23 protein-coding genes and 1 pseudogene are annotated in these 26,971 nt (G+C 69.3%); 9 read left to right on the top strand and 15 right to left on the bottom strand.

Annotated elements, in window-relative coordinates; translation table 11 throughout:
• Positions 1–127 precede the first annotated feature (127 nt).
• Both AC07N1_RS02205 and bioB read right to left on the bottom strand, forming a co-directional pair.
• Positions 128–2,881, bottom strand: coding sequence for a M16 family metallopeptidase (locus tag AC07N1_RS02205; protein WP_494670282.1), 2,754 nt, complete (start codon positions 2,879–2,881; stop codon positions 128–130).
• A gap of 248 nt (positions 2,882–3,129) precedes the next feature.
• Positions 3,130–4,161, bottom strand: coding sequence for a biotin synthase BioB (gene bioB, locus AC07N1_RS02200; RefSeq protein ID WP_494670281.1), 1,032 nt, complete (start codon positions 4,159–4,161; stop codon positions 3,130–3,132).
• A 105-nt stretch (positions 4,162–4,266) separates the two neighbouring features.
• Here bioB and AC07N1_RS02195 point away from each other — a divergent pair, with 105 nt between their 5' ends.
• Positions 4,267–5,763 (top strand): CYTH and CHAD domain-containing protein, encoded by a 1,497-nt coding sequence (locus AC07N1_RS02195; protein ID WP_494670280.1) that lies wholly within the window; start codon positions 4,267–4,269, stop codon positions 5,761–5,763.
• Positions 5,764–5,788: 25 nt separating this feature from the next.
• On the opposite strand, the gene AC07N1_RS02190 is transcribed toward AC07N1_RS02195, so the two are convergent.
• Complete coding sequence (locus AC07N1_RS02190) at positions 5,789–7,816, bottom strand: AsmA family protein (RefSeq protein WP_494670279.1); 2,028 nt, start codon at positions 7,814–7,816, stop codon at positions 5,789–5,791.
• A 428-nt stretch (positions 7,817–8,244) separates the two neighbouring features.
• Between AC07N1_RS02190 and ahcY the strand changes: the two genes are divergently transcribed.
• Positions 8,245–9,636, top strand: coding sequence for an adenosylhomocysteinase (ahcY, locus tag AC07N1_RS02185; RefSeq protein ID WP_494670278.1), 1,392 nt, complete (start codon positions 8,245–8,247; stop codon positions 9,634–9,636).
• A gap of 136 nt (positions 9,637–9,772) precedes the next feature.
• Complete coding sequence (locus AC07N1_RS02180) at positions 9,773–10,621, top strand: PfkB family carbohydrate kinase (RefSeq protein ID WP_494670277.1); 849 nt, start codon at positions 9,773–9,775, stop codon at positions 10,619–10,621.
• Positions 10,622–10,784: 163 nt separating this feature from the next.
• Here AC07N1_RS02180 and AC07N1_RS02175 read toward each other — a convergent pair whose 3' ends face one another.
• Positions 10,785–11,696, bottom strand: a complete 912-nt coding sequence (locus tag AC07N1_RS02175; protein WP_494670276.1) for a 2-hydroxyacid dehydrogenase — start codon at positions 11,694–11,696, stop codon at positions 10,785–10,787.
• 72 nt (positions 11,697–11,768) lie between these two features.
• Here AC07N1_RS02175 and AC07N1_RS02170 point away from each other — a divergent pair, with 72 nt between their 5' ends.
• Positions 11,769–12,908 (top strand): serine hydrolase domain-containing protein, encoded by a 1,140-nt coding sequence (locus AC07N1_RS02170; protein WP_494670275.1) that lies wholly within the window; start codon positions 11,769–11,771, stop codon positions 12,906–12,908.
• A 186-nt stretch (positions 12,909–13,094) separates the two neighbouring features.
• Here AC07N1_RS02170 and AC07N1_RS02165 read toward each other — a convergent pair whose 3' ends face one another.
• The 3 genes from AC07N1_RS02165 to AC07N1_RS02155 form a co-directional block, all read right to left on the bottom strand.
• Positions 13,095–13,424, bottom strand: coding sequence for a DUF8776 family protein (locus tag AC07N1_RS02165; protein ID WP_494670274.1), 330 nt, complete (start codon positions 13,422–13,424; stop codon positions 13,095–13,097).
• A 112-nt stretch (positions 13,425–13,536) separates the two neighbouring features.
• Positions 13,537–14,454 carry an EamA family transporter RarD gene (gene rarD / locus AC07N1_RS02160; RefSeq protein WP_494670273.1) on the bottom strand — a complete coding sequence of 306 codons (918 nt, stop codon included), beginning with the start codon at positions 14,452–14,454 and terminating at the stop codon, positions 13,537–13,539.
• 138 nt (positions 14,455–14,592) lie between these two features.
• Complete coding sequence (locus AC07N1_RS02155; RefSeq protein WP_198578263.1) at positions 14,593–15,621, bottom strand: aspartate-semialdehyde dehydrogenase; 1,029 nt, start codon at positions 15,619–15,621, stop codon at positions 14,593–14,595.
• A 373-nt stretch (positions 15,622–15,994) separates the two neighbouring features.
• Between AC07N1_RS02155 and AC07N1_RS02150 the strand changes: the two genes are divergently transcribed.
• Complete coding sequence (locus tag AC07N1_RS02150; RefSeq protein ID WP_494670272.1) at positions 15,995–17,248, top strand: UbiH/UbiF/VisC/COQ6 family ubiquinone biosynthesis hydroxylase; 1,254 nt, start codon at positions 15,995–15,997, stop codon at positions 17,246–17,248.
• Between the two features lie 142 nt (positions 17,249–17,390).
• Here AC07N1_RS02150 and AC07N1_RS02145 read toward each other — a convergent pair whose 3' ends face one another.
• Entirely contained in the window at positions 17,391–17,597 is a 207-nt protein-coding gene (locus AC07N1_RS02145; protein WP_110119879.1) for a Trm112 family protein, read from the bottom strand.
• A gap of 109 nt (positions 17,598–17,706) precedes the next feature.
• Between AC07N1_RS02145 and AC07N1_RS02140 the strand changes: the two genes are divergently transcribed.
• Together AC07N1_RS02140 and AC07N1_RS02135 are read left to right on the top strand one after the other, a co-directional pair.
• Positions 17,707–18,099, top strand: coding sequence for a hypothetical protein (locus AC07N1_RS02140; protein ID WP_494670271.1), 393 nt, complete (start codon positions 17,707–17,709; stop codon positions 18,097–18,099).
• 17 nt (positions 18,100–18,116) lie between these two features.
• Positions 18,117–18,189 (top strand): annotated as a pseudogene (locus AC07N1_RS02135) (hypothetical protein); the annotation flags it as partial.
• A gap of 50 nt (positions 18,190–18,239) precedes the next feature.
• Here AC07N1_RS02135 and AC07N1_RS02130 read toward each other — a convergent pair.
• From AC07N1_RS02130 to AC07N1_RS02110, 5 genes are all read right to left on the bottom strand, one after another.
• The gene (locus tag AC07N1_RS02130) at positions 18,240–18,896 is read right to left on the bottom strand and encodes an LON peptidase substrate-binding domain-containing protein (protein ID WP_494670270.1); all 657 of its coding nucleotides are present in this window, start codon (positions 18,894–18,896) and stop codon (positions 18,240–18,242) included.
• A 50-nt stretch (positions 18,897–18,946) separates the two neighbouring features.
• Positions 18,947–19,858, bottom strand: coding sequence for a thioredoxin (gene trxA, locus AC07N1_RS02125; protein ID WP_494670269.1), 912 nt, complete (start codon positions 19,856–19,858; stop codon positions 18,947–18,949).
• A gap of 74 nt (positions 19,859–19,932) precedes the next feature.
• Positions 19,933–20,325, bottom strand: coding sequence for an MAPEG family protein (locus AC07N1_RS02120; RefSeq protein ID WP_494670268.1), 393 nt, complete (start codon positions 20,323–20,325; stop codon positions 19,933–19,935).
• Positions 20,326–20,393: 68 nt separating this feature from the next.
• On the bottom strand, positions 20,394–20,900 hold the full coding sequence (locus AC07N1_RS02115; RefSeq protein WP_494670267.1) for a prolyl-tRNA synthetase associated domain-containing protein: 507 nt from the start codon (positions 20,898–20,900) through the stop codon (positions 20,394–20,396).
• A 73-nt stretch (positions 20,901–20,973) separates the two neighbouring features.
• A complete protein-coding gene (locus AC07N1_RS02110; protein WP_494670266.1) occupies positions 20,974–21,663 on the bottom strand; it encodes a YiaD family glycine zipper/OmpA-like lipoprotein in 690 nt (229 codons plus the stop codon).
• A 154-nt stretch (positions 21,664–21,817) separates the two neighbouring features.
• Here AC07N1_RS02110 and AC07N1_RS02105 point away from each other — a divergent pair, with 154 nt between their 5' ends.
• Positions 21,818–22,753: an isopenicillin N synthase family dioxygenase gene (locus AC07N1_RS02105; RefSeq protein ID WP_494670265.1), complete on the top strand. Its 936-nt coding sequence runs from the start codon at positions 21,818–21,820 to the stop codon at positions 22,751–22,753.
• Positions 22,754–22,855: 102 nt separating this feature from the next.
• Here the strand turns inward: AC07N1_RS02105 and AC07N1_RS02100 are convergent, their stop codons facing one another.
• Positions 22,856–24,730, bottom strand: a complete 1,875-nt coding sequence (locus AC07N1_RS02100) for a ubiquitin-activating E1 FCCH domain-containing protein (protein WP_494670264.1) — start codon at positions 24,728–24,730, stop codon at positions 22,856–22,858.
• Positions 24,731–24,805: 75 nt separating this feature from the next.
• A complete protein-coding gene (locus AC07N1_RS02095) occupies positions 24,806–25,717 on the bottom strand; it encodes a LysR family transcriptional regulator (protein WP_494670263.1) in 912 nt (303 codons plus the stop codon).
• Between the two features lie 120 nt (positions 25,718–25,837).
• On the opposite strand from AC07N1_RS02095, the gene AC07N1_RS02090 reads away from it, so the two are divergent.
• Positions 25,838–26,833 (top strand): aldo/keto reductase, encoded by a 996-nt coding sequence (locus AC07N1_RS02090; protein WP_494670262.1) that lies wholly within the window; start codon positions 25,838–25,840, stop codon positions 26,831–26,833.
• Positions 26,834–26,971: the final 138 nt, after the last annotated feature.

The raw sequence follows: 26,971 nt of genomic DNA, 5'->3' as shown, positions 1-26,971 counted from the left end.
GATCCGCTTGCGCCTCACGTGCGCGCCGAACCAGGGGTTCCCGCCACAAGGGCGGGAATGACGGAAGAAAAAAGAAAAGGGCGGCCCCGAGAGGCCGCCCTTCGCATGTCCAGGCTCTTGCGAACCCCTACTTCACCGGCTTGCCGTCGGCGTCGATCACCTGGATGTCGAGCTTCAGGGCCTTGAGCTTGGGTTCGATGACGGCGCGGTCGCCGATGATCACCCAGACCAGTTCGTCCGGCTTGATCGCCTTCCTGGCCGCCGCCGTGACGCTGTCGACGGTCACCGCCCGCACGTCGGCCGGATAGTCGTCGAAATAGCTGTCGGGCAGGTCGTAGTTGACCAGCTCGCCGATCGAGTCCGAGACGGCCTGGCCGGTTTCCCAGCTGCCGGGCATCGACAGGGTCAGGCTGTTCTGGGCCTTGGCCAGCTCCGCCGGGGTCGCCGGACGCGGGCCGATGATGTCGGTCAGCTCCTTGCGGGCCTCGGCGAAGGACTCGGCGGTCTTGTCGGTCTGCACCGGCGCGCGGATCAGGAACAGCCGCGAGCCCCGCGCGTCGCGCACGCCCGAGACGGCGCCGTAGGACCAGTGCTTGTCCTCGCGCAGGTTCATGTTCAGGCGCGAGACGAAGTCGCCGCCGAACAGGGTGTTGAAGGCGTCCAGGGCGGCCTGGTCCTTCGGATCGCGCGGCGGCACCAGGTTGCCGGCGGTGATCACCGACTGCTGGGCGCCGGGCTTGTCGATCAGATAGACCGCCGCCTTGCTGGGCGCGGCCTGCACCGGCGGCTTCGACTTGGTCTGGGCGCCCTTCCAGCCGCCCAGCTGGGCTTCCAGCTTCGGCAGCAGCTGGGCCAGGGTGGTGTCGCCGACCACGACCAGGGTGGCGCCCTGCGGCTGCAGCCAGGTCTTCTGGAAGCGCACGACGTCGTCGCGGGTGATTGAGGCGATCGAGGCCTCGGTCGTCAGCTGGCCGTAGGGCGAGCCCGCGCCATAGGCCAGGACCGGCAGGATGCGGCCCGACAGCGCCTGCGGGTTCTGCTTGGCCTGCTGGATGGCGGCGATGTTCTGCTTCTTGAACCGGTCCAGGTCCTCGGGCTTGAAGGCCGGGTTCTGCAGCACGTCGGCATAGATCGCCAGGGCCGGGTCGAGCGTCGTGGTCAGGGTGTTGAGCGACACCTGGGTGAAGTCCAGGCCGCTGCCCGAGCCGATGCCCGCGCCCAGCTGGGCCAGTTCGCGGCTGATGGTCAGGCCGTCGCGATGCGTCGTGCCTTCGGTCAGCATGCTGGTGGTCACGCCCGTCAGGCCGGCCTTGTCGCCGGCGCTGGCGGCGAGGCCGGCGTCGAACAGCAGGCCCATGCGGATCTGCGGGGTCTCGTGGCGTTCGGCCAGGATCACCTTGATCCCGTTCGACAGGGTGGCGCGCTCCAGCTTGGCGAAGGCCGGGGCTTTCGTCGCGCCGACCTCGGGCATCGTCTTGCGATCGACGCCGGCGGTGGTCGTGTAGGTCAGGAACGGCGTCACGGTCAGGGTGAAGTCGCCGTCGGTCAGCCAGGCCTTGCCGGCCGCCTGCAACTGCGCCGCCGTGGCCCCGCGGACGCGCTCCAGGCTGGTCTTGTAGGCGTCGGGCGAGCCCAGATAGACTTGGCTTTCGGCCAGGATGTCGGACTTGCCGCCGAAGCCGCCGATGCGCTCGACCCCGCGCACGAAGTTCGACAGGCTCAGCGTGCGGACCTTGGCCACTTCCTCGGGCGTGGGACCGTCACGCAGCAGGCGCTGGAATTCCTCGTCGAAGGCCTTTTCCACCGCCGCCGGGTCGCCGCCCGGCTTGACGGTGATGGTGACCATGAACTGGCTGCCGATCTCGCTGTCGTTGACGCCGGCGCCGACGTTGACGGCGGTCTGGTCGGTGTAGACGAGGCGCTTGTAGAGCCGCGAGGTCTTGTCCGAGACCAGCACGTCGCCCAGCAGGGCCAGGTAGTCGGACTCGGCCGAGCCGTACTGCGGGATGTTCCAGATCTTGTAGATGCGGGCCTGGGGCACGCGGTCCTGCATCTCGGCGCGCTGGCTGCCGGTGCGCTTGGCCACCCAGGCCTTCTGGCGGGTGACCGGCGGGCCCGAGGGGATGTCGCCGAAATACTTCTCGACCTTCGCCTTGGCCTCGGCGGGCGTGATGTCGCCGGCCAGCACCAGCACGGCGTTGGCCGGGCCGTAGTAGTTCTTGAACCAGTCCTTGACGTCGTCCAGCGAGGCCGCGTCGAGGTCGGCCATCTCGCCGATGACCGTGTGGCCGTAGGGGTGGTCGGCGTCGTAGGTGCTGGCGGTGATCACGTCCCAGACCTGGCCGTAGGGCTGGTTCTGGCCCTGGCGCTTCTCGTTCTGGACGACGCCGCGCTGCTCGTCGAGGCGGGCCTTGTCGATGGCGCCGACCAGGTGGCCCATGCGGTCGCTTTCCAGCCACAGCACCTGGTCCAGGGCCGCGGTCGGCACGTTCTGGAAGTAGTTGGTGCGGTCTTCGTTGGTGGTGCCGTTCATGTCGGTGGCGCCCAGCTTCTCCAGCGCCTTGAACCAGTCGTCGTTGAAGTTCTCCGAGCCGTTGAACATCAGGTGCTCGAACAGGTGCGCGAAGCCGGTGCGGCCCTTCGGCTCGTTCTTGGAGCCGACGTGGTACCAGACGTTCACCGCCACGATCGGGGCCTTGTGGTCCTCGTGGACGATCACCGTCAGGCCGTTGGGCAGGGTGAACTTGGTGTAGGCGATGTCGACGTCGGGCAGCTGCGCCAGCTGGCCGGTGACCTTGGCGGCCGGCTTTGGCGCGGCTTGAGCCAGTACCGGATTGGCGAGGAGCAACGCCGCGACGGCGGCGGAGGCGAACAGCTTCATGAAAGGCCCCGAATAGGTTTCGCGCAAAAGCGAAGATGCCCCGCACCATAGGTTGCGGGGCCTCCGGGACAAGCGAGCCTCAGGCCCGCCTTCATTAAATTTCGTCCAGAAATGCTCGAGCTTGGGGGCTCACGCTCACCCGTAAAATCCCCGCGAAAGCGGGGACCCAGGTGTTTTATCGTCGAGCGCCAGGCCTTTCAGAAAAAGCCTGGGTCCCCGCTTTCGCGGGGATTTTACGGAGGTGGAGGTTATTCCGCGGGAATAGCCTCGGGCGCCGCCGCGACTTCGGCCTTCACCATGACCATCGGCTTGAGGTCGAGGTCGTGGAACAGGCGGCTGTCGTCGTCCATGTCCGGCAGGGGCGTGGTCAGCAGCTTGCCGCCGACGAAGATCGAGTTGGCGCCGGCCATGAAGCACAGGGCCTGCAGCTCGCGGTTCATGCCCTCGCGGCCGGCCGAAAGGCGGACCATGGCTTTCGGGCAGACGAGGCGGGCCACGGCGATGGTGCGCACGAACTCGATGGAGTCGATGGCCTTTTCGCCCTCGGCCAGGATCTGGTCGCCCAGCGGCGTGCCGCTGATCGGCACCAGGCCGTTGATCGGCAGGCTGTCGGGGTGCGAGGGCAGGGTGGCCAGCTGGTGCAGCAGGCCGGCGCGGTCGCGGCGGGTCTCGCCCATGCCGACGATGCCGCCGCAGCAGGTGCTCATGCCCGCGTCGCGCACATAGGCCAGGGTGTCGAGGCGCTCCTGGTAGGTGCGGGTCGTCACCACGTCCTTGTAGTAGTCCGGGCCGGTGTCGAGGTTGTGGTTGTAGTAGTCGAGGCCGGCGTCCTTCAGCTGCTTGGCCTGTTCGGCGGTCAGCATGCCCAGGGTGGCGCAGGTCTCCATGCCCAGCGCCTTCACCCCGCCGATCATTTCGGCGAGCTTGGGCAGGTCGCGGTCCTTCAGCTCGCGCCAGGCCGCCCCCATGCAGAAGCGCTGGGCGCCGCCGTCGCGGGCGGCCTTGGCCTTGGCGATGACCACAGCCGGCTCCATCAGCTTCTCGGCCTTGAGGCCGGTCTTGAAGTGGGCGCTCTGGCTGCAGTAGCCGCAGTTCTCGGCGCAGCCGCCGGTCTTGACCGACAGCAGCTGCGACAGCTGCATCTCGGAGGGGTCGAACCAGGCGCGGTGAACGCGCGCGGCCTCGAACACCAGCTCCATGAACGGCAGGGCGAACAGGGCCTCGACCTCGGAAAGGGTCCAGTCGTGGCGGGGCTGTGCGGAGATGTTGATCGGCGTCATGGCGCGCAGGTTTGAACTTGGGCGATCCGAATGGCAAGACGGCCCGCGCATGCGCACCGATGTTGCGTTGCGGAAGCCAAACGCCGCCGGGCTGGTTATAGTCACATGATGGACCGCGAAATCGAACTGAAGTTCCTGATCGCCCCGGAGGCTTCCGACGCGGTCCTGGCCCGTCTGGACGGTCGCGAGGCCGTGCGCCGGCTCGACGCCACCTATTACGACACCGCCGACCATGCCCTGCGACGGGCGGGCTTCGGCCTGCGGGTGCGCGACGGCGACGGCGGCCGCAAGCAGACCCTGAAATCGGCCTCGGCCGGCGGGGTGTTCGCCCGCGGCGAATGGGAGGCCCCGGTCACTGGCCCCGGTCCCGACCGCGACCTGCTGGACCAGACCCCGGCCGGCCGCATCGTCAACGGCGACGTCCTCGCCCCCGTTTTCGCCACGAGGGTCGAGCGCACCCTGCGCCTGGTCGAGCACGGCGGGGCGACCATCGAGGCGGCGCTGGATCGCGGCGAGCTGCAGGCCGGAACCGACCGCGCCGCCGTCAGCGAGCTGGAGCTCGAACTGAAGACCGGCGCGCCCGCCGCCCTGTTCGCCCTGGCGCGAGACCTGATGGCCCACGCGCCCCTGCGCCTTTCCCTCGTCAGCAAGGCCGAGCGCGGCTACGCTCTGGCCCTGGGCGAAGCGCCGTCCGCCCGGCGCGAAGCGGCCGTGCTGCGGCCCGACATGACCGCCGCCGAGGCCTTCCAGGCCCTGGGCAATACCGCCCTGGGCCGCCTGTGCGTCGCCGCCGAGACCCTGGCCGACCTGCCCGGCCCCGAGGCGGTGCACGAACTGCGCGTCGCCGCCCGCCGCCTGCGGGCGCTGATCAAGCTCTTCCGGCCCCTGACCGGCAAGCTCGCCGCCACGCCGGCCCTGGAGTCGCTGAAGGCCCTGGCCGACGCCCTGGGGCCTGCGCGGGACCTCGACGTCTACATCGCCGGCGTCTGGCGTCCGGCGGTCTCGGCCGATCCGCAGCCGGTCGAGGGCCTGGGCGCGCTGGGCAAGGCCCTGGTCGAGGCCCAGCAGGGCGCCTACGCCCGCGCGGTCGAGGTCGCCCGCCCCGAACGCTTCGGTCCGCTGGCGCTCGACATCGCCGCCTGGCTGGAGACCGGCGACTGGCTGGACGATCCCGAGCGCGCCGAGGCTCGCCGCACGCCGGCCAAGGCCTTCGCGGCCAAACAGCTGAAGAAGCTGGCCAAGGACGTGCTGGAGCGCGGCGAGGATTTCGACGCCCTCGACGTCAAGGCCCGTCACGCCTTGCGCATCCGCGGCAAGGGCCTGCGCTACGCCATCGACGCCCTGGCCCCGCTGTTTCCCGACCATCCCAAGCGGCTGGAGCGGTGGTCGACGGCGGCCCGCCAGATGCAGGACGCGCTGGGCGGCCTCAACGACGCCAGCCTGGGCGCGGACCTGGCCCGCGCCGCCGCCCTGGCCGACGGCGATCCGGAAGCCGCCTACGCCGCCGGCCGCCTGTCGGCTGCGCCGGAGGCGACGGGCGCCATGACCCGCGAGGCCAGGGCCGCGCTGGACGAGCTGTCGGACGCCAAGCCGTTCTGGTGAGACCGGGGGCCGCGCCGGCGCGGCCCTACTTGCCCTTCTTCGATCCTGACTTGGGGGCCGCCTGGGTGGTCTGGGCCGTACGCACGGCCACGCCCTCGCCGCGCGCCTCGGCCACCAGGCCCGCGCAGTCGGCGTCCTTTTCCAGGCCGGGGGTCACGAACGGCAGGATGGCGGCCAGCGGGTTGACCAGCGCGCCCAGCGCCGCGGCGACGCCGCCCTGGGTGAAGGCCCCGCTGGTCTGCAGGCTGATGCGCGGCGCGCCCAGCGGGCCCTTGATCTCGATCGGGATGAACAGCCGCACCAGGCGCGGCTTCTTGCTGTCGCCCTCGATCTGCAGATCCAGGCGCTCTGTCTCCAGATTGATGGTGCCCTCGCCCTTGGCCAGGACCACGCCGGTGTCGGCGATGATCTTGTCGGCGCGCATCACCCCGTTCCTGACGTCGAAGCTGGCCACGGCGCAGCGCAGGCTGGTCTCCTTGTTGTCCTTCGACAGCAGCATCAGCAGGCCCTTGGAGGCGTTGACGCCCAGCAGCTCGGCGAAAGCCTGGCGCACCTGGCCCTTGGGGGCGACCAGGGTCACCGTGCCGTTCGACGAGGCCGCGGCGCGGTGCACCGAATTGCCGACGCCGCGCAGCTTGGCCCGGGCGACGATGCCGCCCTCGATCGCCGGCTTGCCGCCGCTCTTCAGCGGGATGAAGTCTTCCAGCTTGGCGTTGGTCAGGCGCAAGTCGAGGTCGGTGACCGGCACGTTGGGCCGCGCGTCCAGCCGCACCTTGCCCGCGAGATCGCCGCGCGAGAAGGTGAAGGCTATCGGGTCCATGGTCAGCACGCCCTTGTCCAGCGTCAGGTCCAGGCGGACCTTCTGCAGGGGCAGGTTGGGCGCGTTCACCGCCAGGGCGCGGTAGGTGACCTTGGCGTCCATGGCCCGCACGCGCTCGGTCTGCAGGGTAGCGTCGGGCAGCAGGCGGCCGGTGGCCTCGCGCTGGCCGGCCTCGACCTTCTGGCCGGCCGAGGCGGTCTCGCCCCTGCCGGTGGCCGGGGCGGCGCCGACCAGGCTGCCCAGGTCGTCGAAGTCCAGGCGCCGGGACTTCAGGTCGGCCTCCAGATAGGGCCGCTCGCGATCGACCAGCACGAAGAGGTCGCCGCTGACGTCGCTGTCGCCGATCCGGCCGTTCAGCTTCTCGAAGTCGAACCGGCCGCCCTTGCGCACCAGATGGCCGCTGATCCTGTAGGGCGGGGTGTTGGGCAGGGTCAGGCCCGTCAGGCCGTAGAGGCGGTTCAGGTCGCTGCCGGCCACCGTCAGGTCGCTCTCGAAGCGGCCCAGGTCGAACGGCTTGGTGATCGAGCCCTCGGCGCTCACCTGGGTCGAGCCGGCGCTGACCTTGGCGTCGAACGGGTAGGGGCGGCTCGGCGAGATGTTCAGCAGCGGGCCGCCGGTCACCCGCGCCAGGAACGGCGAGCGGTTGTACTGGCCCTTGCCCTCCAGCACGAAGCGGCCCTTGCCGTCGCCGCTGGCGTGTTCGTTCGAGCTGACCGAGCCGATGAACAGCACGTCGCGCGAGCGGTCCTCGACCCGCAGCTGGCCGTCGTTGATCACGAAGTGCTGGATCGCCGGCAGCTTCAGCGGCTTGGCGCTCTTCTTGTTGGGGTCGCCGAAGGTCCAGTTGGCGCGGCCCGAGGCCTCGCGCAGCAGGCGCACGTCGGGCCGGTCGACCGCCACCAGCGGCAGGATGACGTCGCCTTTCAGCAGCGGCAGCAGCTTGATCTGCACCGCCACGCGGTCGACCCGGGCCATGTGTCCGGCCTGCGGACCCGTCTTGGGCGCCCAGTCGGGCTGGCCGACGAACAGGCCGTAGGCCTCGGCCTTGGGCGAGAACGACCAGGGGTGGACGCGCAGGTCGCCCTCGATCCGCACCTGCCGGTGCAACTGGGCCGAGGCGAAGCGGCCGACCGGGCCGCGCAGCATGTTCCAGTCGAACCAGACGACGAAGGCGATGATCGCCGCCAGGATCAGCAGGGCCGCGCCGATCCCCCAGCGCGCGGCGCGCGGCAAGGCGCGCCACGACCGGCGTCGCGGCGTGGCGGTGGCCTCGGGCGGAGGCGGCGGTGGCGTAACGGAACCTTCCGGCATCCGCCTACAACGCGTGGGCGGCGCCGTTTCGTTCCAAGACGGGTCGTTGGCCGGGTGTTTAGTAGACCAGCTTCAGGCTGCCCACGATGACGGCGGCGGCCACGAAGGCGACGATGGCCACGATTTCATAGGCCTTGAAGAAAGGCCGGCTCGGCGAGCGCATGTTGATAGTCCCCCAGATCCCACTTTGACACTTGAGCCGCCTTCGCCCGCAAGGGTCACGCCAGTTCGCCCGCGACGGGTTTTGTTTCGCGCTTCACGGACATAAGGAAATCTTTATGTCGATTTGCCACTGTCCCCGCCGCGCGCTATAGAGCGGGCAAGACAATCCCCCGATCCAGGAGCCGACCGTGGCCGACTACATCGTCAAGGACATCTCGCTCGCCGATTACGGCCGCAAGGAACTCGCCATCGCCGAGACCGAAATGCCGGGCCTGATGGCCACGCGCGCGGAATACGGCCCGGCCCAGGTGCTGAAGGGCGCCCGCATCGCCGGCAGCCTGCACATGACCATCCAGACCGGCGTGCTGATCGAGACCCTGACGGCCCTGGGCGCCGAGGTCCGCTGGGCCTCGTGCAACATCTTCTCGACCCAGGACCACGCCGCGGCCGCCATCGCCGCCGCCGGCATCCCGGTCTTCGCCTTCAAGGGCGAAAACCTGGTCGAGTACTGGGAATACGCCCACAAGATCTTCGAGTGGCACGACGGCGGCTACCCGAACCTGATCCTCGACGACGGCGGCGACGCGACCCTGCTGTGCGTGCTCGGCCCGAAGGCCGAGAAGGATCCGTCGATCCTCAACAACCCGACCAACGAGGAAGAAGAAGCGCTCTACACCGTGATGAAGCGCTACCTGGCCGAAAAGCCGGGCTTCTACTCGGCCATCCGCGACGCCATCGGCGGCGTGTCGGAAGAAACCACCACGGGCGTGCACCGCCTGTACCAGATGGCCGCCAAGGGCGACCTGCCGTTCCCGGCCATCAACGTCAACGACAGCGTCACCAAGAGCAAGTTCGACAACCTGTACGGCTGCCGTGAATCGCTGGTCGACGCGATCCGTCGCGGCACCGACGTCATGCTGTCGGGCAAGGTCGCGGTGGTCTGCGGCTACGGCGACGTGGGCAAGGGCTCGGCCGCCTCGCTGCGCCAAGGCGGCGCCCGCGTGATCGTCACCGAGATCGACCCGATCTGCGCCCTGCAGGCGGCGATGGAAGGCTACGAGGTCCAGACCCTGGACGACGTCGCCGACCGCGCCGACATCTACGTGACGGCGACCGGCAACAAGGACGTCATCACCGTCGACCACATGCGCCGGATGAAGAACAACGCCATCGTCTGCAACATCGGCCACTTCGACTCGGAAATTCAGGTCGCCGGCCTGAAGAACTTCAAGTGGGACGAGATCAAGCCGCAGGTCCACCACGTGGAATTCCCGGACGGCAAGAAGATCATCCTGCTGTCGGAAGGCCGCCTGGTGAACCTGGGCAACGCCACGGGCCACCCCTCGTTCGTGATGTCGGCCTCGTTCACCAACCAGACGCTGGCCCAGATCGAGCTGTGGACCAACAAGGCCGCCTACAAGAACGACGTCTACACCCTGCCCAAGCACCTCGACGAAAAGGTCGCCTTCCTCCACCTGGAGAAGCTGGGCGCCAAGCTCTCGAAGCTGAACAAGGAACAGGCTGACTACATCGGCGTGCCGGAAGCCGGCCCGTTCAAGCCGGACCACTACCGCTACTGAGCCGACAGGCTTCACGGGAAAGCCCGCTCTTCGGAGCGGGCTTTTTTGTTGCGGATCGACCATGGCGCGAATGGCCGCCGTTTTGCCTTCGTGACGCCCTGTTCAAGTTCCGCAGGCTCGGCTAACTGCTTTGCCCATGCCGCTCGCGCTCCTCATTTCCAGTCACGTCGCCGGCAGTCAGGTGGGCGCCACCGCCCAGGCCGCCGCCCTGACCCAGTTCCGCATCGACACCCTGGTGGTCCCCACCGTGCTCTACGGCCGCCATCCCGGCTGGGGCGTTCCCGGCGGGGCGCCCGTGCCGATCGAGGTGGTCGAGGGCATGCTCGACGGGCTGGAGGCCAACGGCCTGTTCGGCCTGACCGACCTCGTCATCACCGGCTATTTCGCCAGCGCCGCCCAGGTGCGCGCCGCCGCCCGCGCCATCGACGCCGTGCGGGCCGCGCCGCGCGACGGCGCGGCCGCCCGCAAGCCGACCATCATCGTCGATCCGACCATGGGCGACGCCGGCAAGGGCCTCTACGTGCCCGCCGAGGTGGCCGACGCCATCGCCGCCGACCTGATCCCGCGCGCCGACATCGTCGCCCCCAACGCCTGGGAGCTGCAGCGGCTGACCGGCGCCGAGGTGCGCGACCCGGCCGGGGCCGTGCGCGCCGCCCGCCTGCTGAACAAGCCGGTGATCGTCTCGTCGGTGCAGCGCGGGAACGAGATCGGCGTCGTCTACGCCGACCGCAAGGAGGCCTGGCTGGCCGCCCACGCCAAGGCCGAGCGCTCGCCCAGCGGCACGGGCGACCTGCTGACCGCCCTGTTCGCCGCCTCGATCCTCGAAGGCCAGACCCTGTCCTACGGCCTGGCCCGCGCCGTCGGCGGCGTCGCCGAGACGGTGACCGCCGCCAACATCTGGAACGCCCCCGAACTGCCGATCGTGGCCATGGCCGCCCGCATCAAGCAGACCTCGCCGACCGTGCGCATCGAGCGGCTGGCCTAGAAGGCTCCCCCCATCCTCCCGTCATTCCCGCCCTTGTGGCGGGAACCCCTGGTTCCGTTCGCACGTGAGGCGCAAGCGGACTGCTTGGCAGTCCGCCCCATTCGCCCTTGCGGCTGACAGAGGGGTCATGAGGGCGGGAATGACGGGAGTTGAGAGGGCGTCCTCACACCCCGAACTGCCGCTCCAAGTTCTCCAGCACCAGCGCCGCCATCGCCTCGCGGGCCTCGACCGTGGCGCTGCCGCGGTGCGGCTGCAGCACGACGTTGTCCATCGCCAGCAGCGCCTGGGGCACGTTCGGTTCGTCCTCGAACACGTCGAGGCCCGCCCCGGCGATGGTTCCCGTTTGCAGCGCCGCGACGAGAGCCGCCTCGTCGACCACCGAGCCCCGTGCGACGTTGATCAGCAGGCCGTCGGGACCCAGCGCTTTCAGCACCGCCGCGTCGACCAGCGGTCCGGCGTCGCCGGGCGTGACCAGGAACAGCACGTCGACCGCCTTCGCCAGCGCCAGCGGACTGGCGTGATAGGCGTAGGGAACGCCCTCCACCGGCCGGCGGCTGTGATAGGCGATGCTCGCCGCGAAGGGGGCGGCCATCTGGGCGATGGCCCGGCCGATCTGGCCCAGGCCCAGGATCCCGACCGTGCGTCCCGAGGCCCGCCGCGCCAGGGGTAGGCGCTCGGCCCTGGGCCAGCGGCCTTCGCGCACATAGCGGTCGGCGGTGACCATGCGGCGCGACAGCGACAGCCACAGCCCGATGGCCAGCTCGGCGACGTCCTGCGTGAGCACGCCGGGCGTTGTGGTCACGGTCACGCCCCGGGCGGCGGCGCGAGCCAGGTCCACCTTGTCGAGGCCGACGCCATGGACAGCGACGATCTCCAGGGCCGGCAGGCGGTCCCAAAGGTCGGCGGGCACGCCCAGGTCGCCGCCGGTGACGGCGCCGCGCACCCTGGGGCCGACCTCCGTGATCAAGGCGTCCGCATCGGTGGCGCGGTAGGGGCGGTGGACGACGTAAGCCGCCTCCAGCCCGGCTTCGAGCTGCGGCGACAGGGCCTTGAGCTGCAGGATCTCGGGCTTCATCGGCGGGCTCCGTTACGCGGGGGACTGTCCTTCGGATGACAAACCCCGCGCCGCCGGGCTAGAGCAAAAGCCATGAGCCTCGACATCACCGGCGTCTGCCCCGCCCCGTTCGCCCAGGTCTACGAAGCCTTCGAGGCCAATTTCGATCCGGCCTCGCCGGGCGGCGGCGAGCTCGGCGCGCGCTTTTCCCTGGCCATCGACGGCGAGATCGTCGTCGACCTGATGGCCGGTTTCGCCGATCGGAAACGTGAGGTCGCCTTCGGCCCTGACACCCTGACGCCGCTGTTCTCGACCACCAAGGCGATCGCCGCCCTGCTGGTCGCGCGCCTGGTGGACCAGGGCAAGCTCTCCTACGACACGAGCGTGGCTTCGGTCTGGCCGGAGTTCGCGCAGAACGGCAAGGAAGCTATCACCGTCGGCCAGGTGATGTCGCACCAGGACGGGCTGTCGGGCTTCCTCGACGAGGTCGATCCGGCCATCTGGTTCGACTGGGAGGCGACGACGGCCAAGCTGGCCGCCATGGCCCCGCTGTGGCCGGTCGGCACGGCCAGCGGCTATCATCCGGTGACCTTCGGCTATACGGCCGGCGAGATCTTCCGCCGGGTCGACGGCCGCACCATGGGGACGGCGCTGCGCGAGGACCTGGCCGTTCCGCTGGGCCTCGACATCTGGATCGGCCTGCCCGACAGCGAGCACGAGCGCTGCGCCGACCTGATGCGGCCGACCGCCTTTCCCAAGTTCGGCGAGATCAACGACGCCATCCGCGCCGCCTTCATGACCAAGTGGGCCGCGCCCGGCGGCCGCGGCACGGGCGAATGGCGACGGGCCGAGATCCCCTCGGCCAACGGCCACGCCACCGCCCATTCCCTGGCCCGCCTGATGGGCGCCCTGGCCAGCGGCGGGACCCTCGACGGCGTCAAGGTGCTGTCGCCGGAGACGATGGAACTGGCGAGGGCCGAGCGCATCGCCGGCCAGGACCTGGTGCTGCCCTACGAGATCAGCTGGGGCGCGGGCTTCATGCGCAACACGCCCAACTTCTTCTACGGCCCGACGAGCGACGCCTTCGGCCATTCCGGCTGGGGCGGCTCCTGCGCCTTCGCCGACCCGAAGACGGGGGTCTCGGGCTCGTACGTGATGAACCGCCAGGGCAACGAGCTGATCGGCGACCCGCGCGCGGTGAGTTTGATCAAGGCGGCGTACGCGAGCCTGTAGGGAAGGCTCTCGCCCTCCCCATAACTCCCGTCATTCCCGCCCCTGTGGCGGGAACCCCTCTGTCAGCCGCAAGGGCGGAAGGGGGCGGACTGCTCAGCAGTCCGCTGGCGCTTCACGTGCGAGCGGAACCAGGGGTTCCCGCCACAAGGGCGGGAATGACGGGAAGAGTGGGGAAGGGCTTGGCCCTCAGACCCCCAGCCGCCCCCGCAGCCGCTCGGCCACGGCGCCCAGGGTGATGGTCGCCAGGGCTTCCTGCACTTCCAGCGGCACGCCGTCGGGCGCGGCCTGCACCAGCTTGCTGGTGAAGTCGGTGATGGCGGTGATGTGCTGGGCCAGGTGGTCGACCGTGTGCAGTTCCTGCATCACGGCCAGCCGCGATTCCGCCGGCGTGTTCTCGAGGATCTTGCCCAGGGCGCTGTCCAGGTGGCCGCAGGCCTCGGCGGCCAGCGACATCTCGACGGAAAGGGCCTCGAGCACGGCGGCGAGGTTGGGCGTGGCGCCAGCTTCGGTAGTCATGGTTTCCCCCTGCGAAAGACTGCGGGCATACCTGCAATCGCGTCCGTTGCCGCCGACTTAAGCGTCGGCGGCATGCGACAAATTGACCAACGTTTTGTCACGCTTGAAGGTCTCAGGCCACCGCGGGCGCGGCCCTGAGCCTTTTCCAGGCGCCATAGGCGAACACCGCCACCCCCAGCCAGATGAACACGAACGACAGCGCCCGCAGCGGCGTGAAGGCCTCGCCGAGGAACACGCCGAGCAGGAACTGCAAGGTGGGCGCGATGAACTGCAGAAAGCCCAGCGCGCTCAGCGGCAGGCGGCGGGCCGACCAGGCGAAGAGGGCCAGCGGGATCACCGTGGCCGGGCCGGCGACCAGCAGCAGGATCGCCGTGCCTAGCCCTTGCGTGAAGTGCCCCGCGCCGCTGGCCTGCAGATGCCAGACATAGAGCAGGCCCGGAATGGCCAGGTAGGCGCACTCGATGAAGAGGCCGGTCTGGGCGTCGGCCTTCACCTGCTTTCGCAGGATCCCGTAGACGCAGAAGGTCAAGGCGAGACCCAGAGACACCAGCGGCAGGTGGCCCAGGGCCACGGTCTGGATCGCCACGCCCACGGCGGCGAAGCCGATGGCGACCTTGCCCTCGGTGGTCATGCGCTCGCGGAACAGCAGCGCGCCGGCCGCCATGTTCATCAGCGGGTTGATGTAGTAGCCGAGGCTGGCCTCGATGACGTGGCCGGCGTTCACCGCCACCACGTAGATCGTCCAGTTGCCGAAGATGGCCAGGGTCGACAGGGCCAGCAGGCCCAGGGTCTTGGGCTGGCGCATCACCGCCGCCACCTGGCCGCTCTGCCGGGCCAGAAGCACCAGGCCGCCGGCCCACAGCACCGACCACAGCGTGCGGTGGGCGATCATCTCGAACGAGGTGACGCCCAGGGTCGCCAGGGTGTGGAAATAGAGGGGCAGGAAGCCCCACATCACATAGCAGCCGACGCCGGCCAGATAGGCCGAACGGGCGTCGCTCGAAGCGCTGCTCGTGGAACTTGGAGACATGGACCGCACCTTTCGCGGAGGGATCTGACAGGGAGTCGTCCCGGCGTCCGCCCGCTTTTTGCGGAGAGGTGCGAAATTCGCCCGAAGGCGCTTCCCGTCGTCCCTCCGCTGGCGGAAGGACGACGGGGAGGTCGTTCTCTAGGCCGGCGTCTTCTGCTTGATCAGGCCCTTGTCGTGCAGCAGCTGGGCGATCTGCACGGCGTTCAGGGCCGCGCCCTTTCGCAGGTTGTCGGCCACGCACCACAGGGCGATGCCGTGCTCGACGGTCGGGTCCTTGCGGATGCGCGACACGTAGACCGGGAACTCGCCCTGGGCTTCCTTCGGCGTGATGTAGCCGCCGTTCTCGCGCTTATCGACCACCACGATCCCTTCGGCGTCGCGCAGGATTTCGCGGGCGTCGTCCTCGTCCAGCGGGCCGGTGAACTCGATGTTGATCGACTCCGAGTGGCCCACCATCACCGGCACGCGCACGCAGGTGGCGACCAGCTGGATCGCCGGATCCAGGATCTTCTGGGTCTCGACGGTCATCTTCCACTCTTCCTTGGTGAAGCCGTCGTCCATGAAGACGTCGATGTGGGGGATGACGTTGAAGGCGATCTGCTTGGTGAACTTCTTCGGCTCGGGCGCGCCCAGGACGAAGACGCCCTTGGTCTGGTCCCACAGCTCGTCCATGCCTTCCTTGCCCGCGCCGGAAACCGACTGGTAGGTCGACACCACCACGCGCTTGATCGGCACCTCGTCGTGCAGCGGCTTCAGGGCCACCACCAACTGGGCGGTCGAGCAGTTGGGGTTGGCGATGATGTTCTTGGGGATCGAGTTGACGGCGTCCGGGTTCACTTCCGGCACCACCAGCGGCACGTCCGGATCCATCCGGAAGTGGCTGGAGTTGTCGATGACGATCGGACCGGCCGCGCCGATCTTCTCGCCCCAGGCGGCCGAGATCGACCCGCCGGCGCTCATCAGCACGATGTCGACCGTCGAGAAATCGAACTGCTCCAGGTCCTCGCACTTGAGGATCTTGTTGCCGAACGAGACCTCGGTGCCGATGGATTTGCGCGAGGCGATGGCGTGCATCTTCTCCACGGGGAATTTCACTTCCTCGAGGATGTTGAACATCTCGCGGCCCACGTTGCCCGTGGCGCCGACCACGGCGACCCGGTAACCCATCGCAGTCTCCAATCTTTCAGCCCCGACAAGGGGAAATGCGCCGTCCCGTTACGCCTGGGAACGCCGGTAGGCAAGGGCAGGGTTTTTCAAACAGGGCGGCGTATGGCCGCGCTTGGGGGAATATTTTTGCGAAGCGGCGCTGGGATGGCCCGAGACCCTTTTCAATTCCCGTCATTCCCGCCCTTGTGGCGGGAACCCCTGGGTCCGCTTCCACGTGAGGCGCAAGCGGATCGCCGGCGATCCGCCCCTACTTGCCCCTGCGGCTGACAGAGGGTTTCCCGCCACAAGGGCGGGAATGACGGGAAAATAGGATAGGTCCCAGGACGCTTCGTCCAACTGGACAGCGCGCCCGCGCCGGGCGCATACCCACGCCATGCGCAAGCACGACGCCGACGTCATCATCGCCGGGGCCGGCATGGCCGGAACCACCCTGGCGCTCGCCCTCGCCTCGGCCGGGGTCAAGCCGCTGCTGGTCGATCCGCAGCCCTTCGACGCCCAGCTGGCCCCGACCTTCGACGGCCGTTCCTCGGCCATCGCCTATTCGTCGTTCCGCCAGTGGCGGGCGATCGGCGCCGGCGAGGCCCTGGCGCCCCACGCCCAGCGCATCGAGCAGATCCTGGTCACCGACGGCAAGGCGCCCGGCGCGGCCTCGGGCAAGCCGTCGCCCTTCTTCCTGCGCTTCGACAGCGGCGAGATCGCCGACCGCTCGGAAGGCGAACCCCTGGGCTACCTGATCGAGAACCGCCAGATCCGCGCGGCCCTGTCGAAGACGGCGCTCGACAAGGGCCTGACGGTGATCGCCCCGGCCGGCGCGGCGGGCCTGGAGGTCGACGCTTCCGAAGCCCGCGTGACGCTCACCGACGGCCGGGTGCTCAGCGCGCCGCTGGCGGTCAGCGCCGAAGGGCGCGGCTCGGCCCTGCGCAAGGCGGCCGGCATCGGCGACATCGGCTGGGGCTACGGCCAGAGCGGCGTCGTCGCCACGGTGAAGATGCAGCACCCGCACGAGGGCGTGGCGCACGAATACTTCCTGCCCAGCGGCCCGTTCGCCATCCTGCCGCTGACAGACAATCGCGCCAGCCTGGTCTGGACCGAGAGCACCGCGCGCGGCGAAGCCCTGCGCAACGCCTCGCCCGAAGCCTTCCACGCCCACCTGATGCGCCGGTTCGGCGACTTCCTGGGGCAGGTCGAGCTGGCCGGGCCGGTGTTCGTCTATCCGCTGTCGCTGTCGCTGGCCGAGCGGATCACCGCACCTCGCCTGGCCTTGATCGGCGACGCCGCCCACGGGGTGCACCCGATCGCCGGGCAGGGACTGAACCTGGGCCTCAAGGACGCCGCCGCCCTGGCCGAGGTGGTGGTCGAGGCGATCCGCAACGGCGAGGACATCGGCGCCGAGGCGACGCTGGAGCGCTACGCCCGCTGGCGGCGGTTCGACAACGTCACCAACGCCCTGGCCTTCGACGGCTTCGTGCGCCTGTTCTCGAACGACAACCCGCTGCTGCGCGTGGCGCGCGGGATCGGCATGGCGGCGGTCAACCGCATCGCCCCGGCCCGCCGGTTCTTCATGCACGAGGCCGGCGGCGGGGTGGGCGACCTGCCGAAGCTGCTCAAGGGTTCACCTCTCCTATAAGGAGAGGGAGGGGCCCGTCGCCGCAGGCGATGGGAGGGTGAGGTGTTAGGAACGTTAGCGGGTTAGGCGAGGGCGGTGAAACCCCTCACCCTCCCATGCTGCGCATGGGCCCCTCCCTCTCCCTATGGGAGAGGTTTCATTCCTACTCCCCGTCCGCCAGGCTGCGCGCCTCTTCCGGCAGCATGATCGGCACGCCGTCGCGGATCGGGTAGGCCAGCTTGGCCGTATGGCTGACGAGTTCGCCGCGGGCGCGGTCGTAGAACAGCGGGGCGCGGGTCACCGGGCAGACCAGCACCTCCAGCAGGCGCGGATCGACATCGACGGGCGGGAGCGGAGGAGCGGCGGTCATGGCGCTGTTCTAGAGCGGGGTTTCCAAATGGGAAACCCCCGGCCGGAACCTCCGGCTTCCGGTCGCGGTTGTCGCAGAAGCGATAACAACGATCCTGGAACCTGAAAACATGACCGTCACCGAACGGACCTTCCTGGCCGCCGCCGTGGCCACCAGCACCCTGACCTTGGCCGCCTGCGGTTCGATGGGCGGCGGCGGCGGCTATTCCCCGCGCCTGGCCACCAACGCCGCCGACGAAAAGGCCTTCGCCAGCACCTTCGCCTCGTGCCGCGACGAGGTGCGGGGCGGCAAGACCACCGGTTTCAAGGTGCATCCGGCCAGCGCCACCGCTCGCGACCTGCCGGCCGGCCCGACCGGCCTGGTGCTCAAGGTCCCCTATGACAAGGCCAAGGGCACCAAGAGCCAGCGCGCCGCGCTGGACGAGCGGCACAAGGCGGCCATGGGCCAGTGCCTGTCGGAGAACGGCTACCAGGTCGCGTCGTGGGATGCGGTGAAGCCGTAGGAGCGTCCCACTCACGTCATCCCGGCCGCAGCGAAGCGGAGAGCCGGGACCCAGGGGCCAAGCGCAGTGCGTCCGCCCCTGGGTCCCGGATAAGCGCTGCGCGCTTTCCGGGATGACGCACTTGGGTGGCCTGCAGCCCCCTACTGCACCGACGGCGGTTCGTCGTCGTCCTGGACGGCGTCGATTTCCAGCAGGGTGACCAGGGTGCTGCGGCGGTCGGCCAGGGTGCGGGCCTCCAGCAGGGCCTGCTTCTCCAGCGGATCGAACGGCAGGGCCATGGCCAGGCTGTTGATCAGGGCGTCGGAGGGCGCGGCCTGGGCCTCGCCCCAGTCGATGGCCAGGCCGCGGTGGTCGAGATAGCGGCGCAGGGCGTTCAGCAGCGGCGCGCCGTCGCCGACGGGCTCCTGCTGGTCCTCGTGCAGATCCAGGTCGTAGGGCGCGAAGTCGGCCCGCACCTGGCGGTAGGGCGTGCGCACCGGCAGCTCCTCGCCGACCCGGAATCGCGCCACCCCGGTCAGGGTGATCAGGTAGCGGCCGTCGCTGGTCTCGGCGAAGCTGGTCACCCGGCCCGCGCAGCCGACCGGCGCCAGGCTGGGCCGCGACGAGTCGCCCCCGGCCCGGGTCTGCACCATGCCGATGATCCGCTCGCCCGACATGGCGTCGTCCAGCATGTTGAGATAGCGCGGCTCGAAGATGTTGAGCGGCAGCTGGCCGCCCGGCAGCAGCAAGGCGCCGTCCAGCGGGAACACGGGTATCACCAGCGGCAGGTCGAGGGTCTTCCGGTATACGCCCGGCATGGCGGCCTCCTTGACTGGATAGTGTGAACGCGCGGCCCCGCCAGGGTTTCCTAGCTGAACAGGATCGCCGACAGACGCTTGCGGCCCTGCTTGGCGATTTCCGAGGTCGGCCCGGCCGCCTCGAACACCGTCAGCAGCTGCTTGCGGGCCGCTTCGTCGTTCCAGGCGCGGTCGCGCTGGATGATGGTCAGCAGGTGGTCGCTGGCCAGGTCCAGGCGCCCGGCGCCGGCCAGGGCCTTGGCCAGTTCGAAGCGGGCCTCGTGGTCGTCGGCGTCGGCGGCTAGGCGCTGTTCGAAGGCGGCCGTCTCGGAGGGGGCGGCGTCGGCCAGCTTCAGGGCGGCGCGCACGCTTTCCAGGTCCGGGTCCTTGGCGGTCTCCGGCGCCATGGCGGCGATCTCGGCCGCGCGCTCCAGGTCGCCGCCGGCCAGGTAGACGCGGGCGAGACCCCCCAGCGCCTTGATGTTGTCGGGCTCCATCTGCAGCACCTGGGCGAAGGCCTGGGCCGCGCCGCCCAGATCCTCGACGTCGAGGCTCTCCTTGGCCATCGACAGCAGCTCGTCGACCGCGCCGGCGGCCGGCGGGCCCGAGATGCGCTCGACGAACTGCTGGATCTGGCTTTCGGGCAGGGCGCCCTGGAAACCGTCCACCGGCTGGCCGTCGACGAAGGCGTAAACGGTGGGGATCGACTGCACGCGCAACTGGCCGGCGAAGCCCGGGTTTTTGTCGACGTCGATCTTCACCAGCTTCACCGCGCCCTTGGCGGCGTTGACCACCTTTTCCAGGGCCGGGGTCAGCTGGCGGCAGGGACCGCACCATGTGGCCCAGAAGTCGACGATGACCGGCTGGGTCTTCGAGGCCTCGATGACGTCGGCCATGAAGCTGGCGTCGGTCCCGTCCTTGATGTGCTCGCTCTTGCCGCCGCCGGCCTGGATGGGGGCGGGCTTTTCACCGATCAGGGACATGGGTCTTCTCTCACGCGCGTTCGCTCAGCGCCGCAAGATGGTCCTTGCCGGGCCGCTTCGCAATCTTCGCCGCGTCACGAGCGGATCATTGCTGTGAGGACCCCGGCTCCGGCGCCCAGCAGGCCCAGCCAGGTCAGGGTGATGCCGATGGCCCGCGGCGGGATCTTGGCCCCCGTCAGCATGCCGATCGCGTGGATCAGCCGGCCGAGGGCGAGAGCGACGGCGCTGGCCAGCACCAGGAGCGTCGGCGCGCCCTCCAGCTCGGCCAGGCCGATGGCGATCAGGCCGATCGGGACGTATTCGATGAAGTTGCCGTGGGCGCGGATGCGGGCGGTCAACACCGGGTCGTCGCCTTTGCCGAGCGTGATCTGCGACTTCAGCCGATAGGTCGCCACCGGCACGCTGAGGGCCACCAGCCCCGCGACGCTCGCCACGCACAAAGCAGAAGTGATCGGCAGCCAGGTCATCGCACGTCGCCTCCCGTCGGTTTCTTCGGAAAGAAATTGCGACCGACGGTTGTCGCGCGCAAGGGGCCTCAGTCGACGACGGCCATGGCCTCGAAGTCGACGATCATCGGCTCGATCCCCAGCGCGGCCAGGAACCTGCGGAAGCCGGCCTGGCTTACGGCGGTGGTGGCGTCGTTCTTCAGCGGGTGGAAGTTCACCGGATCGGCCTGGCCCAGGGCCTTGTCGAGCACGAAGCGGATGCGCCGCTCGCCGTCGTTGATCAGGCCGAAGGCGGTGACCGAGCCGGGCGTCACGCCCAGGGTCTCGACCATCATCGCCTCGGGGCCGAACGACAGCCGGCCCGAGCCGATCACGTGGTGCAGCTTCTTGAGGTCGATCACCGTCTCGCCCAGCGCCGAGATCAGCCACAGCTGGCCCTTGGCGTCCTTGAGGAACAGGTTCTTGGTGTGGCCGCCGGGCAGGGCCTTCTTGATCTCCAGCCCTTCCTCGACGCGGAACACCGGCGGGTGGTCGAGGGTGGAATGGTCGACGCCGTGGGCGTCGAAGAAGGCGATGAGGTCGGCGCGGGTCTTCATGACCCCTGTAAAGCGAAGGGCGGGGCGGCTGGTCAAGCCGCCCCGCCCTCGATCTGGCGAAACCGTGCGCCGCTTATTGAGTGAGCGGGCGCAGGATGATCTCGACCCGACGGTTCTGGGCGCGGCCCTCGGCGGTGTCGTTGGTGGCGATCGGCTGGCGCTCGCCCTGGCCGGCCACGAACAGGCGGTCGGGCAGCACGCGGCCGGGACCGGTCAGATAGGCGGCCACCGAGCCGGCGCGGCGCTCCGACAGACCCTGGTTGTAGTCGTCCGGACCGGTGGAGTCGGCGTGGCCGACCACGTCGATGGTGGTCTGGGGATAGGCGTTCAGCGTGCGGGCCACGTCGTCGAGCACGCGGGTGAACTGCGGCTGCACGTCGGACTTGTCGACCGCGAAGGTCACGTCGCTGGGCATGACCAGCACGATCTGGTCGCCGTTGCGGCGGATCGCGACGCCGGAGCCCTCCAGGCTGCGGCGGAAGTCGGCCTGCTGGCGGTCCATGTAGGCGCCGGTCGCGCCGCCGGCCAGGGCGCCGATGCCCGCGCCGATCAGGGCGTTCTTGCGGCCCTGCTCGCCCTTGTTGGTGTTGGTCAGATAGCCCAGGGCCGCGCCGATGCCGGCTCCGGCCAGGGCGCCCGTGCCGGTGTTGTTGCGCACCGGCATGCCCGTATAGGGGTCGGTGGTGGTGCAGGCCGTCATGGCGCCCGCGCCGATCAGGAGGGCGCCGAGCGCGGCGGCGCGGAAGGCGGTCTTGTTGGTCATCTGCCGTCTATCCCGTTAAAAGTCGGATCAGCGGGTGAAACGCACCCGTTATGGTCAAGTTCCGACAAACGACATGAGCGGGGGATGAACGGCCTTCGTTCCGCCGCCTCTTGGGTGTAGTAAGGCCCGTCTTACTAATCTTCGAAGGCCAACCGTGTCTGCATCCGCCATCGAGCCCATCTCGTTCACCCTCTACAGCAAGGATTTCGACCGCTTCTCCAAGGAGCTGGGCGCCTCGTTCGAGCGCTATGGCTTCGCGGTGCTCTCGGAATACGACCTGCCGCAGGACCGCATCGACGCGGCGGTGGACGACGCCAAGGCCTTCTTCGCCCAGCCGGTCGAGACCAAGACCCAGTACGCCGGGGTCAAGGGCGGCGCGCGCGGCTACATCCCGTTCGGGGTCGAGACCGCTAAGGGCGCGACGCACCACGACCTGAAGGAATTCTGGCACATGGGCCGCGACCTGCCGCCCGGCCACCGCTTCCGCGCCACCATGGCCGACAACGTCTGGCCGGCTGAGATCCCGGCCTTCAAGCATGACGTCAGCTGGCTCTACAACGCCCTCGACTCCATGGGCGGCAAGGTGCTGGAGGCCATCGCCACCTACCTGAAGCTCGACCGCGACTTCTTCAAGCCGACCGTCGAGAACGGCAACAGCGTGCTGCGCCTGCTGCACTATCCGCCGATCCCGCAGGACGCCACGGGCGTGCGCGCCGGGGCCCACGGCGACATCAACACCATCACCCTGCTGCTCGGCGCGGAAGAAGGGGGTCTCGAACTCCTGGACCGCAACGGCGACTGGCTGCCGATCAACCCGCCGCCGGGCTGCATCGTCATCAACATCGGCGACATGCTCGAGCGCCTGACCAACCACGTCCTGCCCTCGACCGTCCACCGCGTGCAGAACCCGCCGCCCGAGCGCCGCGGCGTGCCGCGCTACTCGACGCCGTTCTTCCTGCACTTCGCGTCGGACTACGAGATCAAGACCCTGCCCAACTGCGTCAGCCCCGAGAACCCGGACCGCTATCCGGAGTCGATCACCGCCGACGAGTTCCTCCAGCAGCGCCTGCGCGAGATCAAGCTGGCCTGATCGGGCCGCCGAGGTCTCCTGAAACGACGAAGGCCCCGTCCTCGCGGACGGGGCCTTTTTCATGCGTGCTTCGGGCGCGCCTTTGGGGCGCTTTCGGCCCCGCTACTGGGCGATCCGTAGCGCCGAGATCTGCTGGGAGATGGCCTTGAAGGCGGTCTTCAGCTCGCTGGCGTTGGCCGGGAAGTAGGCGTAGTCGCTGCTGGTGGCGCAGGCGCTGAGCATCGCCTTGGCGGTGGCGTCGCTGCCGACGTCGAAGCCCACCGTGTAGATGGTGATCTTCTTGGCCTTCATCTTGGTGCAGAGCGTCTTGGCCTGCTCGAAGGCGTCGCCGTTGGTGGCCGCGCAGTTGATGTGGTCGGCCGTGCCGCCCGAGCCCGAGCCCGCGTCCTTGGCGATCACGCCCTTGCAGTAGTTGGTGTTGAACGCGCCGTCGGTCATCAGTACCACCACCTTCATCAGGTCCTCGGCGCCGTAGGCGGCCGGCTTCTGCGAGTTGTTGGGCCACAGGTACGAGAAGTTCGGCGAGACCATGTACCAGCCCCAGGCCAAGCCGATCTGGCCCGCCGTGGAACCGCCCACCGCCAGGGCGTTGATCTGGGCCTTCAGCGCCGTGCGGTCGGTGCTCAGCGGGGTGATGACGCTGGTCGGGCAAGGGTTGGTCGAGCTGGCGCCGTACGAGGTCGAGGCCGGGTAGTTGCGGCCGACATAGGACGTGCTGGGCGCGTCGTCGGTATAGGCGTAGGTCCCCGTGCGCTCGGTGGCGCAGGTGCTGATCGGGAAGCTCTCGGCGGTGTTGCTGGCGCTGGTGAAGTTGAAGTAGGCGCAGCTGATGTCCGAGCGCGGGGTGCTGTAGCACGAGGCCGCGCCGCCGGTTCCGGCCGTGGCGTACGAGGTGCCGACGATGTTGGTGTCGAAGGTCGTGGTGGTCTTGTAGGTGATCGTCGGCTTCTGGCTGTTCAGCGCCGTCATGCCGCTGACGCCGGTGATCAGCACCTGGTCGCCGGTCTGGAAGTTGTGCGCCGCCGGGGTGGTGACCACGACCGAGCAGGTCGAGGTCAGGCATTTGTAGATCGTGCCCCCCGTTCCCGCGCTGGTGATGCTGCTGCTGGGCGTGACCTTGAAGGTGGTGGTCGAGGGCACGCTCGTCACCTGCAGGATCTTGGCGTTCAGGTAGCTGGAGCCGGTGCCGGTGATGTAGACGTAGTCGCTCACGGCCAGGCCGTGGGCGGCCGTGGTGGTGATCGTCGTCGGCGAGCCCTTGGTGTAGGCCGAGATGGTCTTGGTGACGTTGTACCAGGCCGCGCTGCTCAGGGTGCTGGACGGAATGGCCCCGCGCACGTTGTCGGCGTAGGTGCTGACATTGACGCCGATCGAGTAGGGCACGATCGCGGCCTTGGAATAGTAGGGCGTCTGCACGTCCTGGACGACGGTGTCGATCAGGTCGGCGGCGGCGGTCTTCAGGGCGCCGATGCGGGCGGTGCCGTCCATCGAGCCGGTGATGTCGAGCACCAGCGCCACTTCCAGGTTCTTGGCCGAACGCACCACGTAGGACTTGGCGTTGGTCACCAGGGGCTTGTTGTTGTTGATCAGCCCCAGGATGATCGGCGAGATCGAGATCGAGGCTTCGCCGACCACCTGCTTCTTGGAGTCGACGTAGAACTTGATGCCGGTGGGCGTGGAGCCCAGCTCGGCCTTCAGGGCCGCCGTGCCCGTCGCCGTCAGGGTGGTCTCGTCGGTGGCGGTGGTGCGGGCGGCGATCAGGGTCGAGGCGTCCAGGGCGTCCTGCAGGCGGCGGCGCTCCAGGCTCATCCGGCTGACGTCGACCACGCCGAACACCAGGATCGACAGGGGCAGCACGCTCAGCGCCACCCAGACGGCGATGCCGCCGCGGGTGTTCGAGCCGAGGCCGCGCAGGCGCATGGCGGCGCGGGCGAGCGCCCCGCCCAGGCGGGCGGCGAAGCGGCTGTGGACGGTCATCGGCGGTTGCCCCTCGTTCTCTCGCCCGCAAGCATGACAGCCGACAGTGAACAGGCGGCAAACGCCGGAGAAGATTCAGTTTCCCACCGGGCTTGCCGTTCTGCGGGCCCGCAGGAAGTCGACGAAGGCCCGCAGCGGCGCGGGCATGTGGCGGCGGCTGGGATAATAGAGAAAGGGGCCGTCGAAGGGCGGGTTCCAGTCCTCCAGCACCGGCACCAGCCGGCCGGCGGCCACCGCCGGCGCCAGCAGGCCCTCGAAGCTCATCACCAGGCCCAGCCCTTCCTCGGCGGCGCGGATCTCGAGTTCCGACGACGAGGTGACCAGCGGTCCCTCCGGCGAGACGCGGATGATCTCGCCGTCCTTCTCGAACTCCGGAACGATCATCGCCCCGCTGGGAAAGCGGTGGCGGATACAGGGCATGGCCAGGAGATCGCGCGGGTGTCGCGGCGTTCCGTGGCGGGCCAGGAAGTCCGGTGAGGCCGCGGCCTGGTAGCGCTCGGGGCCCGACAGCGGCACGGCGATCATGTCCTTCTCCAGCCGCTCGCCGTAGCGCACGCCGGCGTCGGCCCCCGCCGCCAGCACGTCGACGAAGCTGTCCTCGACCATGATCTCCAGGGTCACGCCCGGGTTGGCGCGCAGGAACGGGCCGATCAGCTCGCCCAGCGACAGCTTGGCCGCCGCGCCCGGCACGTTCAGCTTCAGGACGCCGGTCGGGCTGTCGCGGAACTGGTTGACCGCGTCCAGCGCGCCGGCCACCTCGGCCAGGGCCGGACCCAGCCGCTCCAGCAGCCTTTCGCCGGCCTCGGTGGCGGTGACGCTGCGGGTGGTGCGGTTGAGCAGGCGCACACCCAGCGCCGCCTCCAGCCGTCGCACCGCCTCGCTCAGCGACGAGGCCGACACCCCTCGGCCGATGGCCGCGCCGCGAAAGCTTCGGGCCCTCGCCACGGCGGCGAAGGCGTCCAGATCGGCGAGGTCGGGGCTGGCCATTGTGCGAATTTCCGAACGGCTCGTGCGTGAGTGAGCGGATTATCGCACAGGTCGCGCGACGGCATAGTCGCCTCGTCAAACACCGCGGCGCTCCCCCGCCGACATTCCCAGGAAACCGCCATGCGCACCCTCAAGCTCGGAACCACCGGTCCCGCCGTCTCGGCCCTCGGACTTGGCTGCATGGGCATGTCCGACCTCTACGGCCCCGCCGACCGGGCCGAGAGCATCGCCACGATCCACGCCGCCCTCGAGGCCGGGATCACCCTGCTCGACACCGGCGACTTCTACGGCATGGGCCACAACGAGATGCTGATCGCCGAAGCCCTGAAGGGCCAGGACCGCGACAAGGCCCTGATCAGCGTCAAGTTCGGCGCCCTGCGCGGCCCCGACGGCGCCTTCCTCGGCTATGACAGCCGGCCCAAGGCGGTGAAGAACTTCCTGACCTATTCGCTGCGCCGGCTGCAGGTCGACCATATCGACGTCTACCGGCCCTCGCGCCTGGATCCCGACGTGCCGATCGAGGACACCATCGGCGCCCTCGTCGAGCTGCGCGACGCCGGCTACATCCGCCATATCGGCCTGTCGGAAGTGGGGGCCGACACCATCCGCCGCGCCGCCGCCGTCGCCCCGATCAGCGATCTGCAGATCGAGTATTCGCTGCTGTCGCGGGGCATCGAGGACGCCATCCTGCCGACCACCCGCGAACTGGGCATCTCGATCACCGCCTATGGCGTGCTGTCGCGGGGGCTGATCAGCGGCCACTGGGACAAGACCGCCCAGCCCGCCGCCCGCGACTTCCGCGCCTTCTCTCCGCGCTTCCAGGGTGAGAACCTCGAGCGCAACCTGGCCCTGGTCGAGACCCTGCGGGCCGTCGCCGAGGCCAAGGGCGTCAGCGTCGCCCAGATCGCCATCGCCTGGGTCGCCTCGCGCGGCGACGACATCGTCCCCCTGGTCGGCGCCCGCCGCCGCGACCGCCTGTCCGAGGCCCTGGGCGCGCTCGACGTCGTCCTGAGCGCCGAGGATCTCGCCGCCATCGAGGCGGCCGTGCCCAAGGGCGCGGCCGCCGGCGAGCGCTACGCGCCTGCGATGATGGCGCATCTCGACAGCGAGAAGTGAGGGGGCTTCTTCAGCCCTCCCCCCATCCTCCCGTCATTCTCGCCCTTGTGGCGGGAACCCCTAGGTCCGCTTCCACGTGAGGCGCAAGCGGCGTGCCGGGCACGCCGCCTCATCCGCCCTTGCGGCTGACAGAGGGTT

It is taken from the genome of Caulobacter sp. GW821-FHT09B11 (assembly GCF_059418205.1).
Note: the sequence above shows the minus strand (reverse complement) of the source record. Positions and strands in the feature narration are given on the sequence as shown.

Coding starts and splice junctions, on each gene's coding strand:
- AC07N1_RS02205 (WP_494670282.1), bottom strand. CDS start 2,881: ATGAAGCTGTTCGCCTCCGCCGCCGTCGCGGCGTTGCTCCTCGCCAAT.
- bioB (WP_494670281.1), bottom strand. CDS start 4,161: ATGACGCCGATCAACATCTCCGCACAGCCCCGCCACGACTGGACCCTT.
- AC07N1_RS02195 (WP_494670280.1), top strand. CDS start 4,267: ATGATGGACCGCGAAATCGAACTGAAGTTCCTGATCGCCCCGGAGGCT.
- AC07N1_RS02180 (WP_494670277.1), top strand. CDS start 9,773: ATGCCGCTCGCGCTCCTCATTTCCAGTCACGTCGCCGGCAGTCAGGTG.
- AC07N1_RS02175 (WP_494670276.1), bottom strand. CDS start 11,696: ATGAAGCCCGAGATCCTGCAGCTCAAGGCCCTGTCGCCGCAGCTCGAA.
- AC07N1_RS02170 (WP_494670275.1), top strand. CDS start 11,769: ATGAGCCTCGACATCACCGGCGTCTGCCCCGCCCCGTTCGCCCAGGTC.
- AC07N1_RS02165 (WP_494670274.1), bottom strand. CDS start 13,424: ATGACTACCGAAGCTGGCGCCACGCCCAACCTCGCCGCCGTGCTCGAG.
- rarD (WP_494670273.1), bottom strand. CDS start 14,454: ATGTCTCCAAGTTCCACGAGCAGCGCTTCGAGCGACGCCCGTTCGGCC.
- AC07N1_RS02155 (WP_198578263.1), bottom strand. CDS start 15,621: ATGGGTTACCGGGTCGCCGTGGTCGGCGCCACGGGCAACGTGGGCCGC.
- AC07N1_RS02150 (WP_494670272.1), top strand. CDS start 15,995: ATGCGCAAGCACGACGCCGACGTCATCATCGCCGGGGCCGGCATGGCC.
- AC07N1_RS02145 (WP_110119879.1), bottom strand. CDS start 17,597: ATGACCGCCGCTCCTCCGCTCCCGCCCGTCGATGTCGATCCGCGCCTG.
- AC07N1_RS02140 (WP_494670271.1), top strand. CDS start 17,707: ATGACCGTCACCGAACGGACCTTCCTGGCCGCCGCCGTGGCCACCAGC.
- AC07N1_RS02130 (WP_494670270.1), bottom strand. CDS start 18,896: ATGCCGGGCGTATACCGGAAGACCCTCGACCTGCCGCTGGTGATACCC.
- trxA (WP_494670269.1), bottom strand. CDS start 19,858: ATGTCCCTGATCGGTGAAAAGCCCGCCCCCATCCAGGCCGGCGGCGGC.
- AC07N1_RS02120 (WP_494670268.1), bottom strand. CDS start 20,325: ATGACCTGGCTGCCGATCACTTCTGCTTTGTGCGTGGCGAGCGTCGCG.
- AC07N1_RS02115 (WP_494670267.1), bottom strand. CDS start 20,900: ATGAAGACCCGCGCCGACCTCATCGCCTTCTTCGACGCCCACGGCGTC.
- AC07N1_RS02110 (WP_494670266.1), bottom strand. CDS start 21,663: ATGACCAACAAGACCGCCTTCCGCGCCGCCGCGCTCGGCGCCCTCCTG.
- AC07N1_RS02100 (WP_494670264.1), bottom strand. CDS start 24,730: ATGACCGTCCACAGCCGCTTCGCCGCCCGCCTGGGCGGGGCGCTCGCC.
- AC07N1_RS02095 (WP_494670263.1), bottom strand. CDS start 25,717: ATGGCCAGCCCCGACCTCGCCGATCTGGACGCCTTCGCCGCCGTGGCG.
- AC07N1_RS02090 (WP_494670262.1), top strand. CDS start 25,838: ATGCGCACCCTCAAGCTCGGAACCACCGGTCCCGCCGTCTCGGCCCTC.